Source organism: Flavobacterium sp. N3904 (genome assembly GCF_025947305.1).
GTDB lineage: Bacteria > Bacteroidota > Bacteroidia > Flavobacteriales > Flavobacteriaceae > Flavobacterium.
In genome coordinates, this window is record NZ_CP110009.1 from 644026 (window position 1) to 659996 (window position 15971).

Sequence of the window (15971 nt, forward strand, 5' to 3'; positions counted from 1 at the left end):
TTATAACAATATTTTTTATTATATTTACTATCAACTTACAATGCTAATGGCAAAAAACTACTTTTATATCACACTTTTATTGGCTATTTTCTTCACTACTGCTGCAAGCGCACAAGATAGTAAGCAATCGTCAAACATACAAGAAAACACTTCAATAGAAGGGTTGAATTTGTATCCAAATCCTGTGACTACTGGAAAAGTGTACATTTCATCAAAAAACGATTTAGAAAAAGAAATTATTATTTTTGACGTTTTAGGTAAGAAAGTGTTACAAACCATAATTTACACCAAAGAACTTAATGTTTCGAACCTTTCTCCTGGTGTTTATATCATTAAAATCACCGAAGAAAATGCAACTAGCAGTAGAAAATTAATAGTCAGGTAAATTCTGTTAATTATATTATAAAGTCCCAAGTGATTGGAACTTTTTTTTTGAGTACTGTTTTCAGACTTAAAAAATTCTCCAAATAGGTTTAGAATTAGTAATATCTTTGCAAAAAAAAGAACTTGATTTCATCCAGCGATATATTTACCCTTTCGAGTCAGAAGCAATTTGAAAAAATTGCCTTAAAAGTATTCCGATTTCAATATGAAAACAACTTAGTGTATCAAGAATTTTGTGATTTATTGAAAACAAATCCACAAAAAGTAAAATCGATACAACAAATCCCTTTTTTGCCGATTCAGTTCTTCAAAAGTCATAATGTTATTTCAAACAACAATCCAATTGAAGCGACTTTTTCCAGTAGCGGAACAACAGGGTCCATCACCAGTAGGCATTTGGTGACCGATGTTTCCATTTACGAAGAAAGTTACCGCAAGGGGTTTTCTCAATTTTATGGGAACATTGAAGATTATGTGGTTCTGGCTTTGCTCCCCTCCTATCTGGAAAGAGAAGGTTCCTCTTTAATTTATATGGTGGAAGATTTAATACAACTCACAAACCACAGCAAAAGCGGCTTTTACCTCAACAATCACGATGAACTAATTCAAAAACTAATTGAATTAGACCAAGCAGGACAAAATGTAATTCTGATTGGCGTTACTTATGCTTTATTGGATTTAATCGAAAAAAACAAATTCCAACTACAACATACCATTATCATTGAAACTGGCGGAATGAAAGGCAAGCGTAAAGAAATGATTCGCGAGGAATTGCACGAACAGTTATGCGAAGGTTTTGGAGTTAGAGCCATCCATTCGGAATACGGTATGACTGAACTGCTTTCGCAAGCTTATTCTTTAGGAAACGGCGTATTTGAATGCCCTTCTTGGATGCAAATACACATTCGCGACACCGAAGATGCACTAACCTATATAAACGACGGCAAAACAGGCGGAATTAACGTTATCGACCTAGCCAACATCAATTCCTGTTCGTTTATTGCTACGCAAGATTTGGGCAAAAAATATCCCAATACCACTTTCGAAGTATTGGGACGTTTTGATAATTCTGATATTCGGGGTTGTAATTTGATGGTTGTTTAAAAACGTTAAATCGGTTATTTGTTGAATCGGTTAAACGAATAAACGATTTACCGATTAAACATATAAAACAGTTAAACAATCCTAATCACAAAATAATTTTTCTTCCCACTCTGCAACAATACAAATTGATTGTTAATCAAATCTTTGGTCGAAAGCACAAAGGTTTCGTTTACTTTTTCTTTGTTCACCGAAATAGAATTGGCTGTTAATGCTCTTCTTGCCTCACCATTTGACTTGAAAAATCCTGTCTTTTCATTCAAAACTTGAACGATATCCAATCCTGCTTCAACGTCACTTTTTGAAATTTCGGCTTGAGGAACTCCGTCAAAAACTTCCAAAAAAGTGGTTTCATCCAATTGTTTCAAATCGTCGGCAGTTGCATTTCCAAAAAGAATATTGGAAGCTTTAATCGCTTTCTCCAGTTCTTCAGCTGAATGTACAAAAACAGTTAACTCTTCGGCTAATTTTCTTTGTAAAATTCTTAAATGCGGTGCTACTTTATGTTCTTCAATCAGAGAGTCAATTGTTTCTTTATCTAAGAAAGTAAAGATTTTGATATACTTTTCGGCATCAACATCAGTGGTGTTCAACCAAAATTGGTAAAATTTATACACCGAAGTTTTATCTGCCGTCAACCATACATTCCCACCTTCGGATTTTCCAAATTTAGAACCATCCGCTTTGGTGATTAACGGACAGGTCATTGCAAAAGCCTTGGCTTCTTCTCCAACGTTCATACGACGCACTAATTCAGTTCCAGTAGTGATATTTCCCCATTGATCTGAACCTCCCATTTGTAACAAACAATTGTATTCTTTATGCAAGTGATAAAAATCGTACCCTTGAATCAATTGGTATGTAAACTCTGTAAACGACATTCCTTCACCTTCTCCAGACAATCTTTTCTTTACAGAATCTTTGGCCATCATATAATTTACCGTGATACGTTTACCTACATCACGGGCAAAATTGATAAATGACAAGCCTTTCATCCAATCGTAATTATTAACTAAAACCGGAGCATTTGCAGCAGTATCATTAAAATCTAAAAAGCGCGACAAAACACTTTTAATCCCTTCAACATTATGGTTTAAAGTAGCTTCATCCAATAAATTACGCTCATCCGATTTCCCGGAAGGATCTCCAATCATTCCAGTTGCACCACCTACCAAAGCAATGGGTTTGTGCCCAAAATTTTTGAGGTGAACCAATAAAATTATCGGCACCAAACTACCAATATGCAAAGAATCTGACGTGGGATCAAATCCAATGTAGGTAGTTGTCATTTCTTTTAAAAGTTGCTCTTCGGTTCCTGGCATGATATCGTGTACTAAACCACGCCATTGTAATTCGGAAATAATATTTTTCATTTATAATAATCAATTTTGGGCAAAGATAAAATTTAATGTTGATTTGATAATTTGTTTAATCGGTTAATCGAAAAAAAGTTTTACCAAATAAACACATAAACGATTTAACGAATCAACAATTAAATAATATATTTGTCAATATGATACTAGTAACTGGAGGAACGGGTTTAGTTGGCGCACATCTATTATTGAATTTAATAGAAAAAGGAGAGACTGTACGCGCAATTTATAGAAATCCAGAAAGAATCTTAAAAACAAAATCGCTTTTTTCATTATACAAAAAAGAGGCCCTTTATGAGTCTATTCAATGGATTCAAGCCGACATCTTAGACATCCCATCCTTAGAAAGTGCATTTAAAGATATAGAACAAGTATATCATTGCGCGGCCTTTATTTCATTTGATCCCAAAGAGGAAGACATCGTTCGAAAAACTAATATTGAAGGCACTGCAAACATTGTTAATTTTTGTTTGACTAACAACATCAAAAAATTATGCCATGTAAGCTCCATAGCTGCACTTGGCGACTTAGCAGAACACGAAACCATTATTACCGAAGAAACCGAATGGAATCCCGAAAAGCCCCATAGTGATTATGCCATTTCAAAATATGGCGCCGAAATGGAAATCTGGCGTGGTCAACAAGAAGGACTTCAGGTTGTGATCGTAAATCCTGGTGTTATTATTGGCCCTGGTTTTTGGGAGCAAGGAAGTGGGGCGCTTTTTACGAAAGTAAAAAAAGGGTTGCCGTTTTACACTATCGGATCTACAGGCTTTGTAGCGGTTACTGATGTGGTTGAAACAGCTTATAAATTAATGAAAAGCACTATTCATGGCGAACGCTTTACATTGATCAATCAAAACATTGTTTTCAGGGATATGTTGTTTACTATCGCAGATGCCTTGAATGTTAAAAGGCCAAAATACCATGCAAACCCAACGATAATGAATATTTTATGGAAATTAGACTGGATTGCCTCTGCTTTTTTGGGTCAAAGTTCTCAAATTAGCAAAGCAACTGCAAAATCTTCCTATTCGAATGATTTATATTCTAATGAAAAAATAAAAAACGCCTTGAATTTATCATTCATAGACGTTCATCATTATATTAAAGAAATCGTAAAGTTGTAACTATTTCTCTTTTTTTGTTTTTAATTCTTTTTCCTTTTTGGCCTTAGCAACAGAATCTTTCTCTTTTTTAAGTTTTAAATCCAACGCTTTTTTAGCTTTTTTTATCGAATCCTGAACTTTCTTAGCTTTTGCTTTTTTAAGGCTATTTTGTTTTTTTTGTTCTATTTTTATTATAGAATCGACTTGTTTTTTATTCTCGATCAAACGCTTATTCAACATGTCAAACATATCTTTATAACCTCGATAATCGGCAGCATAATAGGCATTGCTCTTTACGAACTGAAGGCTGTCTATTTTATATTTTTGATAAATATAAGTCTTCGGATTAATATTATTTTGATACAAAGAATTCGGATTTTGGTACTTTAATGCATCCAGAATCGACATGTCATACATAATATCAAGCATTACTTTTTTGTCAATAAGATTATCTGGCTTTTCTACCAAATCCTTATTGCATCCAAAAAATGACACTATTAGAACAAAAAGAAATATACTTTTTTTCATTTAACCAATTTATCTATCAAACAACATTCTTTGTCCTGCGCGAATATCTTTTACCTTAAAACCAGAATAAACCAACTTGCCATTAACAAAAGTATGTGTTATTCTAGATTTGAATGTAAAGCCTTCAAAAGGCGACCAACCGCATTTTGAAAGGATATTCTCTTTCTTTACGCTCCAAGGCAATCCTGGATTTATAATTACCAAATCTGCATAATAGCCCACTTTTATAAAACCACGTTTTTCAATTTTGAAAATCTTGGCCGGATTATGGCACATTTTCTCGACTATTTTCTCTACACTTATCTTGCCTTGGTGATGCGCTTCAAACATAGCGACCACAGCGTGTTGTACTAATGGACCTCCTGATGGAGCTTTAAGATAAGATTGTTTTTTTTCCTCTAATGTATGAGGAGCGTGATCTGTAGCAATTACATCTATGCGACCATCTTTTAGCGCTTCCCACAATACTTTTCGGTCATTTGCTGTTTTAACGGCTGGATTCCATTTTATAAAATTACCTTTTGTATCATAATCTTCATTGGTGAACCACAAATGATGAATACAAACTTCGGCGGTGATTTTTTTCTCCTCTAAAGGAATTTTGTTGGTAAACAAATCCATTTCTTTGGCGGTTGAAAGATGAAAAACATGCAATCTTGCACCTGTTTTTTTGGCCAACGCTATGGCTTTAGAAGAAGAAAGATAGCAGGCTTCTTCACTACGAATAAGGTGATGCACCGTTACAGGAATATCTTCACCAAATTCTTCTTTGTATTTTTCTAAATTATTTTTTATTGTCGTTTCGTCCTCACAATGAACAGCAATCAGCATTGAAGTACAGGAAAATATTTTTTCCAATACCGCTTCATTATCCACCAACATATTTCCTGTGGAGGACCCCAAAAATATTTTTATTCCGGCAACATTCTTAGGATTTGTTTTAAGAACTTCTTCCAGATTATCATTGGTAGCGCCCATCATAAAAGAATAATTGGCAAACGATTTTTCGGAAGCTATTTGATATTTTTCTTCCAATATTTCCTGAGTCACTGCATTGGGAACTGTGTTGGGCTGTTCTATATAAGAAGTAATTCCACCCGCAACTGCAGCTCTTGACTCTGATTCTATATCGCCTTTGTATGTAAGTCCCGGCTCCCTGAAATGAACTTGATCGTCAATAGCACCAGGCATAAGATAATTCCCTTCTGCATCAATAATCACACAATCGGAAGTCTTTAAACTAATGTACTCCGAAACTTCAACTATAAGGTCATTCTCTATAAGAACGTCTCCTTCAAAAATAACTCCTTCATTTACTATTTTCGCATTTTTTATCAAATATCTATTCATATATGTAGAATTTTATTTGTTAGTTGTCATATATGTTATCGCTTTTATTTATTGATTTTACTAAAGCAAAGTTGCAATTAATGGCGATTTCATAGTATCTCTTTTTACAAACTGTTAAATAACTTTTTTAATCGTAACGAAATAACACCAAAAACGGCTTCCACAATAATAGAATTACTCATTTTGGATTGGCCTTTGGTCCTATCTGTAAAGATAATTGGAACTTCGGAAATTGCAAACTTTTTACTAAATGTTCTGTACTTCATTTCAATCTGAAAAGCATACCCTACAAATTTAATTTTATCTAAATTAATTTCTTCGAGCACTTTTCTTTTATAACATACAAATCCGGCAGTCGCATCGTGTATCTTCATTCCTGTAATCATACGCACATAAACTGAGGCAAAATAAGACATCAACACGCGGCTTAATGGCCAATTAACAACATTTACACCCGTAACATAACGAGAACCTATCGCCAAATCAGCATCGCCAAAATGACAGGCATCGTATAATTTTTCCAAATCATTTGGATTGTGTGAAAAATCGGCATCCATTTCAAAAATAAAGTCATACTTGTTTTTCAAAGCCCACTTAAAGCCGTGTACATAGGCCGTTCCCAACCCTGATTTCTTGGCCCTTTTCTCTAAAAATAATTTTCCACCAAACTGAGATTGAAGCATAATTACTTTATCTGCTGTATGATCGGGAGAGTTGTCATCAATAATTAAAATATCAAAAGATTTATGCTGTGAAAGCACAGCTCTAATAATGCTTTCAATGTTTTCAATTTCGTTATAGGTAGGAATTATAACAATGCAATTGTTCATATTATTCGAGTAAATTCCGTGCAAAAGTAACCTATTTATGGCATTTGATTATTATAAAATTATAATAAATAATGTTATAAAAATTAGTAATTTTGTCGAGATATGACTGAACACGTACTTCATCCTAGAATAATTGAAAATAAAGATTGGGTCATCCTGATATTTATGCTGTCTTTTGGCATCATTGCTTTAATCAAATCCATTTATGAAAATCGATTTGAAGACTTCACCAGATTAATATACTCCGACAAATACATCAAAATATACAGAGACAGCAGTCACCTTATGGGAATATTTTCCATCTCCTTATTTTTTGTTCAGATTATTTCCTTCTCCTTTTTTATCCAGCTTTTGCTTAATTATTTTGGATATGGGTCAAAAACAGATTGGATTTTATTCATTCAGATATTTACTTTTTTAATCTATTTCATATTATCAAAGTTTTTGATAGAAAAAATAATTGCAACAACTTTCAAAATAGAAGAACTTTTAGAACAATATAACTTACAAAAAGTCACTTATCGCACCTATATTGGGTTACTGTTACTTCCTATAGACATTATTTTATTCTACTACGATTCTGTTTTTAAAAATATTTCATTGCTAGTTTTTTATACAATAATAGGAATCAACGTGTTATTATATATAGTTTCAATAAAAAATTACAGAAAAGAAATTTTCGGTAAGTTGTTTTATTTTATTTTATATCTTTGCACTCTTGAAATAGCACCCTATTATTTTATGTATTATTGGTTTACAAAAGGTAGTGTTTAGAAATTATTAAATATGAAAGTGAAAACAATTTTGGTATCACAACCAGAACCTAAAGTGGAAAATTCTCCATACTTTGAACTTCAACAAAAGCACAAAGTGAAAATTGATTTCAGACCTTTTATTCATGTAGAAGGAGTAAGCGCAAAGGAAATTAGACTTCAAAAAATCGACCTTAACCACTACACTGCGATTATCTTAACCAGTAAGAATGGTGTCGATCATTTTTTTAGAGTGGCAGATGAAATGCGTTATAAAGTTCCTGAAGGATTGAAATATTTCTGCCAATCAGAGGCCATTGCGTTTTACCTACAAAAATATGTAGTGTACAGAAAACGTAAAATCTATGTAGGCCCGAAAGATTTTGCCGATTTATCTCCTTTAATAAAAAAATACAAAGACGAAAAATTCTTATTGCCAGCTTCAGATCAATTAAACGCAGATATTCCTGTAACTCTGAACGCTTTAAAAGTAGATTGGACTCCAGCTACTTTTTACAAAACAGTTATGAGTGACTTATCTGATTTGGCCGATGTTTATTACGATGTATTGGCTTTCTTTAGTCCGACCGGAATTAAATCTTTATATAAAAATTTCCCTGATTTTGAACAAAACAATACTCGAATAGCCGTTTTTGGGAGCACCACTCAAAAAGAAGCTTTGGACCACGGATTACGCATAGATATTATGGCTCCGACACCTGGAACTCCATCAATGACAATGGCTTTAGAAAAATATATTATTGAAGCCAATAAAGGAAAATAGATTTTAATAAATTTTCTATAACAATAAAAAACTCCAAATTTCCAATACATAATTGGAATTTGGAGTTTTTATTTTGCTTTTTTTCTATTTACCTTCTATTATTAAAAATAGAAATATAGTACAATAAAGTTGCTATCGATCCCAACGCAGCAACCACATAGGTTCTGGCCGCCCATTTTAAAGAGTCCTTTGCTCCTGCTTGCTCTTGTTGTGTCAGCATGTTTTTATTCTCCAACCAAGCCAAAGCTCTGTTGCTTGCATCATATTCTACTGGCAAAGTAATAATCGAAAACAAAGTCGTTGCGGCAAATATCACAATTCCGATCAATAGTAGTTGTGGAAAAGTCCGAATCATCAAAATTCCCGCCAATAAAATCCATTGCATATAAGTCGAAGCTACATTAACAATTGGGACCAATTGAGAGCGTAACGACAGCCATTGATAACCCACAGCATGTTGAACAGCGTGACCGCATTCGTGCGCCGCAACAGCCGCTGCCGCAGCATTCCGCTGATTGTAAACTGCCTCACTCAAATTGACCGTTTTGTCCACTGGATTGTAATGATCCGTCAACTGACCCGGTGTAGAAATTACTCGCACATCACGTATTCCGTTATCAGCCAACATTTTCTCAGCGATTTCGGCACCCGACATTCCGTTTTGCAAATGCAATTTCGAATAAAACTCAAATTTACTTTTTAGTGTAGAACTCACTAACCAACTTGCCAGCATAATAGCACCCGCAAGAATTAAATAACTCATTCCCATATTTTTGTTTTTTTAATATAAAGTTTAAAATCTATAAAAATCTATAAATTGAATATCAAATTCTGAACCAAATTATAATTGTGTCATTTTGGCATTACAAAAATTATTTGCAGATTGTAATAAAGGCTACTAGCTCCGTAGCTTCATAATAGGTAAAAGAGACATTTATAATCTCATATCCTGCAGAAGACTTAGTATTCAAGAAATCCTCTACTTCTTTTGACAATTCATCTTTCATACTGGAAAATCCGGCTGTTTTTTTCAAAATGTGAACTTCGTGCTTTTTCATTTTTATGTTTTTAATATTGGTTATAAAAACGTCATAAATGTTACACAAAAAATCCCAAACTCTAATCGTAAAATTAAAATTTGGGATTACTATATTTTGCAGATACAAACATAAAAATATTTTGCTATTTTTTGGCTTCAAATTGCTTATTTACAGCTTCAAATTTCGCAATCAAACTATTGACTCTGTCCTGCTCTTTTTTAATTTCTTTTGGTCTTAAGTAAAACCAAGTAAATCCTATCCATCCCAACATTATAGCATAAGTAACAATTCCCCAAAATAATGTCATTCGGTTTGTGTATTCAAACATATACAAACATAAGCCTGAACCAAGCAGTATAAAATACAAACTTAACATAGTAGATTGCAAAAAATGCTGTTTCGCTTTTATGGAAATTAATTTTTGCAGGTATTCACTGTTGTTAAGAGTGCCATCAATTGTTTTATAAAACCCAGCTAATCTATTGTAAACCAACAAATAAATTACCATTGCCAAAATGACTAAAACAATTCCGATTTTGGTCGAAATAAACTCAGGCTGATAACAATACCAGATAAAAAGAATAAATACGCTTGTTGCGATAAGCAATACATTTGTTATAATCAATTTTCTAATGCTTACTCTCTTGAAATGTTTCAGTTTTGAAAATAAATCTTCAATATTGGGCGGACTTACAGTCTGTTGTTTCCATAAATCTTTGAAATCTATATTATTGTCCATTTTCTTTAAACTTTTGAGTTAATTTTTCTTTTATTCTATGAATTCTGACTCTCGTATTCGCTTCAGAAAGACCAACGATATTGGCAATTTCTGCTTGTTTTAGACCTTCCAGTTCTAGCGAAATAATAATACGGTCGGTCTCTGGCAATTCGGCAATGCATTTGTACAAAAACTGAATCTGTGGTTCCATCGAATACTGCTTTTCTTCAATAATGTTTACGGGAAGTTCAGACTTAGGGAACCGTTTTTCTTTTTCGATCTGCCTCAGACAATTGTTTGAGGCAATTCGGAAAATCCAAGTCCCGATGCTGGATTCATTTCTAAATGTGTCCAATTTTTGCCAAACAATAATAAATGTTTCCTGAGCAATGTCCTGCGCAATATCATAATCATTTACATAACCCATACACAAACGGAATATCTTTTGCCAATAGGTTTTATATAGTTCTTCAAACTCCATTCTTATGATTTTATAAAATTATTCAGTTGCGCCAAATACCATTCCTTATCGTCATACATAATAAAATGCAGACCTTTGTTTGAGTATTGAAAACTAGCTGATTTTAAGTTTTTATATTGTGCTTCAATAGGTTCTTTGTAATTGGAAAAACCAAATTCCAGCAATATCAGTGAAGGACATTTTATGGCTGCAATCTTATCCCTCAAATCGGTATTTGAAAAATCACAATACATTTCGCTGAACGTTTTTCTGTCTGATTTCATGCTCCAGCCAATTGCCTCATCTTGTTTCGAAGCATCTGCCAAAAGCATCGCCATATTTCTTTTTTGCATTTGAAGAAACTCCTCTTCAGACATTGCAACTATTTGATTAATCATTGGCGAGCAGTCATTATTTTCTTGTGATTTAAAAGAAGGATCTCTCAAAGCGGCCAAACAGGGAAGCGCATCGACAACCACAATCTTACTGATTAGATCGGGATAATCCGAAGCAATTGCTAGGACAAGCCCGCCACCCATACTGTGACCCACTATAATTGGTTTTTCGATTTTGTTGGCTTTTATATAATTGACAATTTCTGTTTCCCAATTTTTGAATGAAGCATTCGGCTGTGGTTTAACTCCCGTAAAACCTGCCATAGTAAATGTATAACAAGTAAATTCTTTTTCAAAATTAGATTTTGTTTCGTTCCAGACATCTCCAGAACTGGCAAATCCAGGCAGAAAGATAATGGCCTGTTTTCCCTTTCCGGTTTTGATAACCTCAAACGGATACGATTTTGTTTGCCCAAATACATTTAAACATAATGCTGAAAATAATAATGCGATAACTAAGAAGATATACTTTTTCATTTTTAATAGTTTTAAGTTAATGATTAATCGGATCCGTCCTTTGGATACGGTAACTATTAAAATGTTACAAAAGTTTTCAAAAAAAATAAATTTAAACTCCTTGATCCTAATAAAATAGGGCAAAAAAAATTCCAAACCCAATCGTGAAATTGGAATTTGGAATTTTTAAAATTTGAAATTTATATTTTTACCCCACCAAATTGATAACCCTCCCCGGAACGATAATCACCTTGTTTGGTGTTTTACCATCCAGCTGTTTGATGGTTCTTTCGTCTTTCATAACGATTTCCTCGATTTGTTCTTTGGTTAAATCCAAAGGCAAATTGATGGTAAAACGCATTTTCCCGTTGAAAGAAACCGGATATTCCTTATCGCTTTCTACCAAATGTATTTCGTCCAAAGCAGGAAAAGGTACCGTTGCAATAGAACCTGTATTTCCTAACAACGACCATAATTCCTCAGCAATGTGTGGCGCACAAGGCGAAATCACAATCGCCAACGGTTCTAAAATAGCACGAGAGTGACAGTTTTGCGCTGACAATTCATTCACACAAATCATAAATTGAGAAACCGAGGTATTGAAAGAGAAACTCTCGATATCTTCCGCCACTTTCTTGATGGTTTTGTGCAATGATTTTAGGTTATCTTTCGTTGGTTCGTCATTGGTAACAATCAAACCATTTTCGTCGAAATACAAACGGCATAGTTTTTTCAAGAAACCAAAAACACCTGAAATTCCTGCTGTGTTCCAAGGTTTCGCTTGTTCCAATGGCCCTAAAAACATTTCGTACAAACGCAACGTATCGGCTCCATATTCATTACAAATATCATCCGGAGTAACTACATTGTATTTTGATTTCGACATTTTTTCAATTTCGCGGCCAACGATATATTTACCATTTTCTTCGGTGATAAATTCTGCATTAGCATAATCTTCTCTCCAAGCTTTGAATTTTTCAGTATCTAATTCATCTGAAGAATTAACCATTGATACATCTATATGAATAGCATCAAAATAAATATTCGAAAATTTTAAATTAAAATCAGAATAATAATTATTAAAATACTCTTCTTTTTCTTTAATAAATTTATCAATTTTATCGTTACTTCCGTTCTTTAAGAAATCATTAATAATGTTTTTAGAAACAAAAGTTTCTATTATTTCAAAACAAATGTCATTTCTTGAATCTGAATAAGTTCTTTCAAAATCAATCTTAACTCTATAAACAAACGCACTCATCCCCAAAATCATCCCCTGATTAATCAGTTTCTTGAACGGTTCTTCAGTTGGTGCAAAACCTTTGTCTTTTAAGAATTTGTTCCAAAAACGAGAATACAATAAGTGACCTGTAGCGTGTTCGCTTCCGCCAATGTATAAATCCACGCTTTCCCAATATTTCAATGCTTCCTTGCTGGCAAATTCGTTCTCGTTGTGCGCATCCATATAACGCATCCAATACCAAGAACTTCCTGCCCAACCTGGCATCGTGTTCAATTCCAAAGGAAAAATAGTTGCATTGTCAACCAAACTCGTTTCAACCACTTTATTATTCACACTGTCCCAAGCCCAAACTGTTGCGTTTCCTAAAGGAGGCAATCCGTCTTCGGTTGGTAAGTATTTCTCCACTTCCGGCAAGATGATAGGCAAATGTTGCGCATCGATCATTTGCGGTAAGCCATTCACATAATACACCGGGAAAGGCTCTCCCCAATATCTTTGACGGGAGAAAACCGCATCACGCAAACGGTAATTGATTTTCCCTTTTCCTTGGCTTATTTCTTCAAGTGCTGAAATTATCTTTTTGGTCGCTTCTTTGTAATTCAGTCCATTTAGGAAATCCGAATTCGCAATTTCTACATTGTCTTTAGAACCGAAAGCTACTTCCGAAATATCCACATTCGCAAAAATGTTTTTGATTTCGGGCATTCCTTTTTGACCTTTAAAGAAATTAGCGAAAGCATAATCTCTTTCATCACCACAAGGAACCGCCATCACAGCACCTGTCCCGTAACCCGCCAAAACATAATCCCCAATCCAAACCGGAATCGGTTCTTTGGTAAACGGATGCTCCGCAAACGCTCCCGTGAAAACTCCCGAAATGGTTTTTACATCGGCCATACGCTCTCTTTCGGAACGCTTGGCTGTTTTTTCGATGTAGGCTTCCACTTCTGCTTTTTGTTCGTCAGTTGTGATTTGCGACACTAATTCGTGTTCTGGCGCCAAAGTCATAAACGTTACCCCAAAAATAGTATCAGGTCTAGTCGTAAAAACTGAAATACTACTTTCTGAATTCTGCAATCTAAAATCCACCATCGCACCAACCGATTTTCCAATCCAGTTTCTTTGGCTTTCCTTAATACTTTCGCTCCAGTCAATATCATTCAAACCTTGCAGTAAACGTTCCGCATAAGCCGAAATACGCATGCTCCATTGCGTCATTTTTTTTCGAATTACAGGATAGCCGCCACGTTCCGAAACACCATTTACAATTTCGTCATTCGCCAAAACCGTTCCCAATCCAGGACACCAGTTTACTTCGGTTTCCGCCAAATACGTCAATCGGTATTGCAACAAAATTTTCTCCTGTTGCTCTTTTGCAAAAGCGTTCCATTCATTTGCAGTAAATAATTCAATATTATCGTCACAAACCGCATTTACGTTAGCATTTCCTTCTGTAGAAAAAACGGAAACCAAAGTCGAAATATCCTCTGCCTTATCTGTATTTTTATTGTACCAAGAATTAAACAATTGGATGAAAATCCATTGGGTATGCTTGTAATAATCAGGATTCGAAGTACGCACTTCACGATCCCAATCAAATGAAAATCCTATTTTGTCCAACTGCTTTCTGTACCCGGCAATCACTTTCCCTTCTTTGTCGACACCACCATCAATATTTACCGAAGTCGTGTCCTCTGGACGTTGCCCAGTCTGAATCGCATATTGCTCCGCCGGCAATCCAAAACTGTCATACCCCATTGGGTGCAACACGTTAAAACCTTGGTGTCTTTTGTATCTCGAATACACGTCCGATGCGATATACCCCAGCGGATGCCCCACGTGTAGTCCCGCTCCAGACGGATACGGAAACATATCCAACACATAGTGCTTTGGTTTATCAGAGTTGTTTTGAGCAGCAAAAGTTTTATGCTCTGCCCAGTATTTTTGCCATTTGGCTTCTATTTCGTTCGGATTGTATTTCATTCCAGTGTATATTGTTTTTTAACGAAGTCATGCTATCGCACACTCAGGTCTTTTTTATCTTTATTACCCTCTGAGGATTAAAAATCCTGAAAGAGTTATGGCAATTAAGCGGCAAATTTACATTTATTGTACGAAAGTTAAAACTTTGGGACTTATTAACTTCAAATTAAAGAATATGTTTATTATTTTTACCCCATAATTTAGATATACTATGAGTTCATCATTTGAAAAGTTTCAAAAGCGCAGGTTAATTTCCTCTTATTTTTCAGTAGTGCTAAGTGTTTTCTTGGTATTGTTTCTACTAGGCATATTGGGATTTTTTATAATCAATTCCAAAAAACTTGCCGATGACTTTAGAGAAAAAATAGCAATGACTGTATTTTTCAAAAATGAAGCCAATGACACAATTCTTAAAGCGTTTGGTCAGGAATTGAAAACGACCAAGTTTTCGAAATCATTTGTTTATGTTTCAAAAGAACAGGCGGCAAAAGAACATACCGATATTATTGGTGAAGATTTTGTGACCTTCTTGGGCGAAAATCCGTTGCAAAATTCATACGATATCCATTTAAAAGCTGATTACGTTGTAAAAGACAGTATAGCAAAAATAGAATCCCGCCTACGCAAAAACCCAATGGTTTCTGACATTGTTTACGACAAACAATTGGTAAATCTGGTAAACGACAACATCAAAAAAGTCAGTATGTGGATTTTAATCATTAGTGCATTCCTGACTTTTATCGCGGTACTTTTAATCAACAGTTCGTTGCGACTTTCCATATATTCCAACCGTTTTATCATCAAAACCATGCAAATGGTGGGCGCTACCAAATCATTTATTCGAAAACCATTTGTAATGCGCAGCATCAAACTGGGAATGATTGGTGCAGGTCTTGCTATCTTGGCTTTGATTGGCGTTTTGATTTACTTGGAAAACAGTTATCCTGACCTTGGCATTCTTGATGACAAATTACTGATTGGCCTTGTGTTGGTTGCTGTATTTGGCCTTGGTGTCTTAATCACTTGGCTAAGCACTTATTTTGCCACGCAACGTTTCTTGAATTTAAGAACAGACGACCTTTATTAATTTTAGATTGCAGATTTTAGACTGCAGATTTCAGTTATAAAACATAAACTTAAAACAGCGGATGAGATTGCTTCGTCCCTCTCAATTACAAAATGAAAAACGAAGAAAATAAACACGAATTCCTTTTTGAAAAAATAAACTATAAAATTCTATTAATTGGAATTGGTGTAATTGCACTTGGCTTTATATTAATGTCAGGTGGAGGAAGCGATGACCCTAATGTTTTCAACGACTCTGTTTTTGATTTCCGAAGAATTCGTTTGGCTCCAACCACGGTTTTAATTGGTTTTGGAATTACCATTTATGCCATTCTTAAAAACCCTAAAAAATAGTAATCCTTTTTCAGAATTCAGTTTTCAGATAGTACCTGACTGAAAA

At 34.5% G+C, this 15971-nt stretch carries 17 protein-coding genes; 7 read left to right on the forward strand and 10 right to left on the reverse strand.

Translation table 11 applies throughout. The features are described 5' to 3' along the window. The first annotated feature begins 46 nt into the window (after positions 1-46). Together OLM57_RS02745 and OLM57_RS02750 are read left to right on the forward strand one after the other, a co-directional pair. Positions 47-385, forward strand: a complete 339-nt coding sequence (locus OLM57_RS02745; protein ID WP_264565708.1) for a T9SS type A sorting domain-containing protein — start codon at positions 47-49, stop codon at positions 383-385. Between the two features lie 122 nt (positions 386-507). Beyond that, positions 508-1488 carry an acyl transferase gene (locus OLM57_RS02750; RefSeq protein WP_264565709.1) on the forward strand — a complete coding sequence of 327 codons (981 nt, stop codon included), beginning with the start codon at positions 508-510 and terminating at the stop codon, positions 1486-1488. 71 nt (positions 1489-1559) lie between these two features. Here OLM57_RS02750 and tyrS read toward each other — a convergent pair whose 3' ends face one another. Then, the gene (gene tyrS / locus OLM57_RS02755) at positions 1560-2858 is read right to left on the reverse strand and encodes a tyrosine--tRNA ligase (protein WP_264565710.1); all 1299 of its coding nucleotides are present in this window, start codon (positions 2856-2858) and stop codon (positions 1560-1562) included. A 140-nt stretch (positions 2859-2998) separates the two neighbouring features. Here tyrS and OLM57_RS02760 point away from each other — a divergent pair, with 140 nt between their 5' ends. After that, entirely contained in the window at positions 2999-3988 is a 990-nt protein-coding gene (locus OLM57_RS02760) for an NAD-dependent epimerase/dehydratase family protein (RefSeq protein WP_264565711.1), read from the forward strand. Here the strand turns inward: OLM57_RS02760 and OLM57_RS02765 are convergent, their stop codons facing one another. The 3 genes from OLM57_RS02765 to OLM57_RS02775 form a co-directional block, all read right to left on the reverse strand. Further along, on the reverse strand, positions 3989-4495 hold the full coding sequence (locus OLM57_RS02765; protein ID WP_264565712.1) for a DUF4296 domain-containing protein: 507 nt from the start codon (positions 4493-4495) through the stop codon (positions 3989-3991). 9 nt (positions 4496-4504) lie between these two features. Next, positions 4505-5845, reverse strand: a complete 1341-nt coding sequence (locus OLM57_RS02770; protein ID WP_264565713.1) for a dihydroorotase — start codon at positions 5843-5845, stop codon at positions 4505-4507. Between the two features lie 104 nt (positions 5846-5949). Then, entirely contained in the window at positions 5950-6675 is a 726-nt protein-coding gene (locus OLM57_RS02775) for a polyprenol monophosphomannose synthase (RefSeq protein WP_264565714.1), read from the reverse strand. A gap of 102 nt (positions 6676-6777) precedes the next feature. Between OLM57_RS02775 and OLM57_RS02780 the strand changes: the two genes are divergently transcribed. Both OLM57_RS02780 and OLM57_RS02785 read left to right on the forward strand, forming a co-directional pair. Then, positions 6778-7449 carry a DUF4271 domain-containing protein gene (locus tag OLM57_RS02780; protein WP_264565715.1) on the forward strand — a complete coding sequence of 224 codons (672 nt, stop codon included), beginning with the start codon at positions 6778-6780 and terminating at the stop codon, positions 7447-7449. 12 nt (positions 7450-7461) lie between these two features. Continuing rightward, positions 7462-8211, forward strand: a complete 750-nt coding sequence (locus tag OLM57_RS02785) for a uroporphyrinogen-III synthase (protein WP_264565716.1) — start codon at positions 7462-7464, stop codon at positions 8209-8211. Positions 8212-8299: 88 nt separating this feature from the next. Here the strand turns inward: OLM57_RS02785 and OLM57_RS02790 are convergent, their stop codons facing one another. From OLM57_RS02790 to OLM57_RS02815, 6 genes are all read right to left on the reverse strand, one after another. Continuing rightward, positions 8300-8980, reverse strand: coding sequence for a zinc metallopeptidase (locus tag OLM57_RS02790; RefSeq protein WP_264565717.1), 681 nt, complete (start codon positions 8978-8980; stop codon positions 8300-8302). Positions 8981-9083: 103 nt separating this feature from the next. Then, positions 9084-9269: a hypothetical protein gene (locus OLM57_RS02795; protein WP_264565718.1), complete on the reverse strand. Its 186-nt coding sequence runs from the start codon at positions 9267-9269 to the stop codon at positions 9084-9086. Positions 9270-9393: 124 nt separating this feature from the next. Further along, positions 9394-9990 carry a hypothetical protein gene (locus tag OLM57_RS02800; protein WP_264565719.1) on the reverse strand — a complete coding sequence of 199 codons (597 nt, stop codon included), beginning with the start codon at positions 9988-9990 and terminating at the stop codon, positions 9394-9396. Continuing rightward, positions 9980-10450: an RNA polymerase sigma factor gene (locus tag OLM57_RS02805; protein WP_264565720.1), complete on the reverse strand. Its 471-nt coding sequence runs from the start codon at positions 10448-10450 to the stop codon at positions 9980-9982. Before OLM57_RS02805 ends, OLM57_RS02800 begins: the two co-directional genes overlap by 11 nt. A 2-nt stretch (positions 10451-10452) precedes the next feature. Then, on the reverse strand, positions 10453-11301 hold the full coding sequence (locus OLM57_RS02810) for an alpha/beta fold hydrolase (protein WP_264565721.1): 849 nt from the start codon (positions 11299-11301) through the stop codon (positions 10453-10455). Positions 11302-11488: 187 nt separating this feature from the next. Continuing rightward, a complete protein-coding gene (locus OLM57_RS02815; protein WP_264565722.1) occupies positions 11489-14506 on the reverse strand; it encodes a leucine--tRNA ligase in 3018 nt (1005 codons plus the stop codon). Between the two features lie 211 nt (positions 14507-14717). Between OLM57_RS02815 and OLM57_RS02820 the strand changes: the two genes are divergently transcribed. Together OLM57_RS02820 and OLM57_RS02825 are read left to right on the forward strand one after the other, a co-directional pair. Further along, positions 14718-15593 carry a cell division protein FtsX gene (locus tag OLM57_RS02820; RefSeq protein WP_264565723.1) on the forward strand — a complete coding sequence of 292 codons (876 nt, stop codon included), beginning with the start codon at positions 14718-14720 and terminating at the stop codon, positions 15591-15593. A gap of 92 nt (positions 15594-15685) precedes the next feature. After that, the gene (locus OLM57_RS02825; RefSeq protein ID WP_264565724.1) at positions 15686-15925 is read left to right on the forward strand and encodes a DUF3098 domain-containing protein; all 240 of its coding nucleotides are present in this window, start codon (positions 15686-15688) and stop codon (positions 15923-15925) included. Positions 15926-15971: the final 46 nt, after the last annotated feature.

Excerpts from the sequence above, each read along its gene's own strand:
- tyrS (WP_264565710.1), bottom strand. The coding sequence starts at position 2,858 with ATGAAAAATATTATTTCCGAATTACAATGGCGTGGTTTAGTACACGAT.
- OLM57_RS02745 (WP_264565708.1), top strand. The coding sequence starts at position 47 with ATGGCAAAAAACTACTTTTATATCACACTTTTATTGGCTATTTTCTTC.
- OLM57_RS02760 (WP_264565711.1), top strand. The coding sequence starts at position 2,999 with ATGATACTAGTAACTGGAGGAACGGGTTTAGTTGGCGCACATCTATTA.
- OLM57_RS02765 (WP_264565712.1), bottom strand. The coding sequence starts at position 4,495 with ATGAAAAAAAGTATATTTCTTTTTGTTCTAATAGTGTCATTTTTTGGA.
- OLM57_RS02825 (WP_264565724.1), top strand. The coding sequence starts at position 15,686 with ATGAAAAACGAAGAAAATAAACACGAATTCCTTTTTGAAAAAATAAAC.
- OLM57_RS02780 (WP_264565715.1), top strand. The coding sequence starts at position 6,778 with ATGACTGAACACGTACTTCATCCTAGAATAATTGAAAATAAAGATTGG.
- OLM57_RS02815 (WP_264565722.1), bottom strand. The coding sequence starts at position 14,506 with ATGAAATACAATCCGAACGAAATAGAAGCCAAATGGCAAAAATACTGG.
- OLM57_RS02820 (WP_264565723.1), top strand. The coding sequence starts at position 14,718 with ATGAGTTCATCATTTGAAAAGTTTCAAAAGCGCAGGTTAATTTCCTCT.
- OLM57_RS02775 (WP_264565714.1), bottom strand. The coding sequence starts at position 6,675 with ATGAACAATTGCATTGTTATAATTCCTACCTATAACGAAATTGAAAAC.
- OLM57_RS02770 (WP_264565713.1), bottom strand. The coding sequence starts at position 5,845 with ATGAATAGATATTTGATAAAAAATGCGAAAATAGTAAATGAAGGAGTT.
- OLM57_RS02785 (WP_264565716.1), top strand. The coding sequence starts at position 7,462 with ATGAAAGTGAAAACAATTTTGGTATCACAACCAGAACCTAAAGTGGAA.
- OLM57_RS02790 (WP_264565717.1), bottom strand. The coding sequence starts at position 8,980 with ATGGGAATGAGTTATTTAATTCTTGCGGGTGCTATTATGCTGGCAAGT.
- OLM57_RS02805 (WP_264565720.1), bottom strand. The coding sequence starts at position 10,450 with ATGGAGTTTGAAGAACTATATAAAACCTATTGGCAAAAGATATTCCGT.
- OLM57_RS02810 (WP_264565721.1), bottom strand. The coding sequence starts at position 11,301 with ATGAAAAAGTATATCTTCTTAGTTATCGCATTATTATTTTCAGCATTA.
- OLM57_RS02795 (WP_264565718.1), bottom strand. The coding sequence starts at position 9,269 with ATGAAAAAGCACGAAGTTCACATTTTGAAAAAAACAGCCGGATTTTCC.
- OLM57_RS02800 (WP_264565719.1), bottom strand. The coding sequence starts at position 9,990 with ATGGACAATAATATAGATTTCAAAGATTTATGGAAACAACAGACTGTA.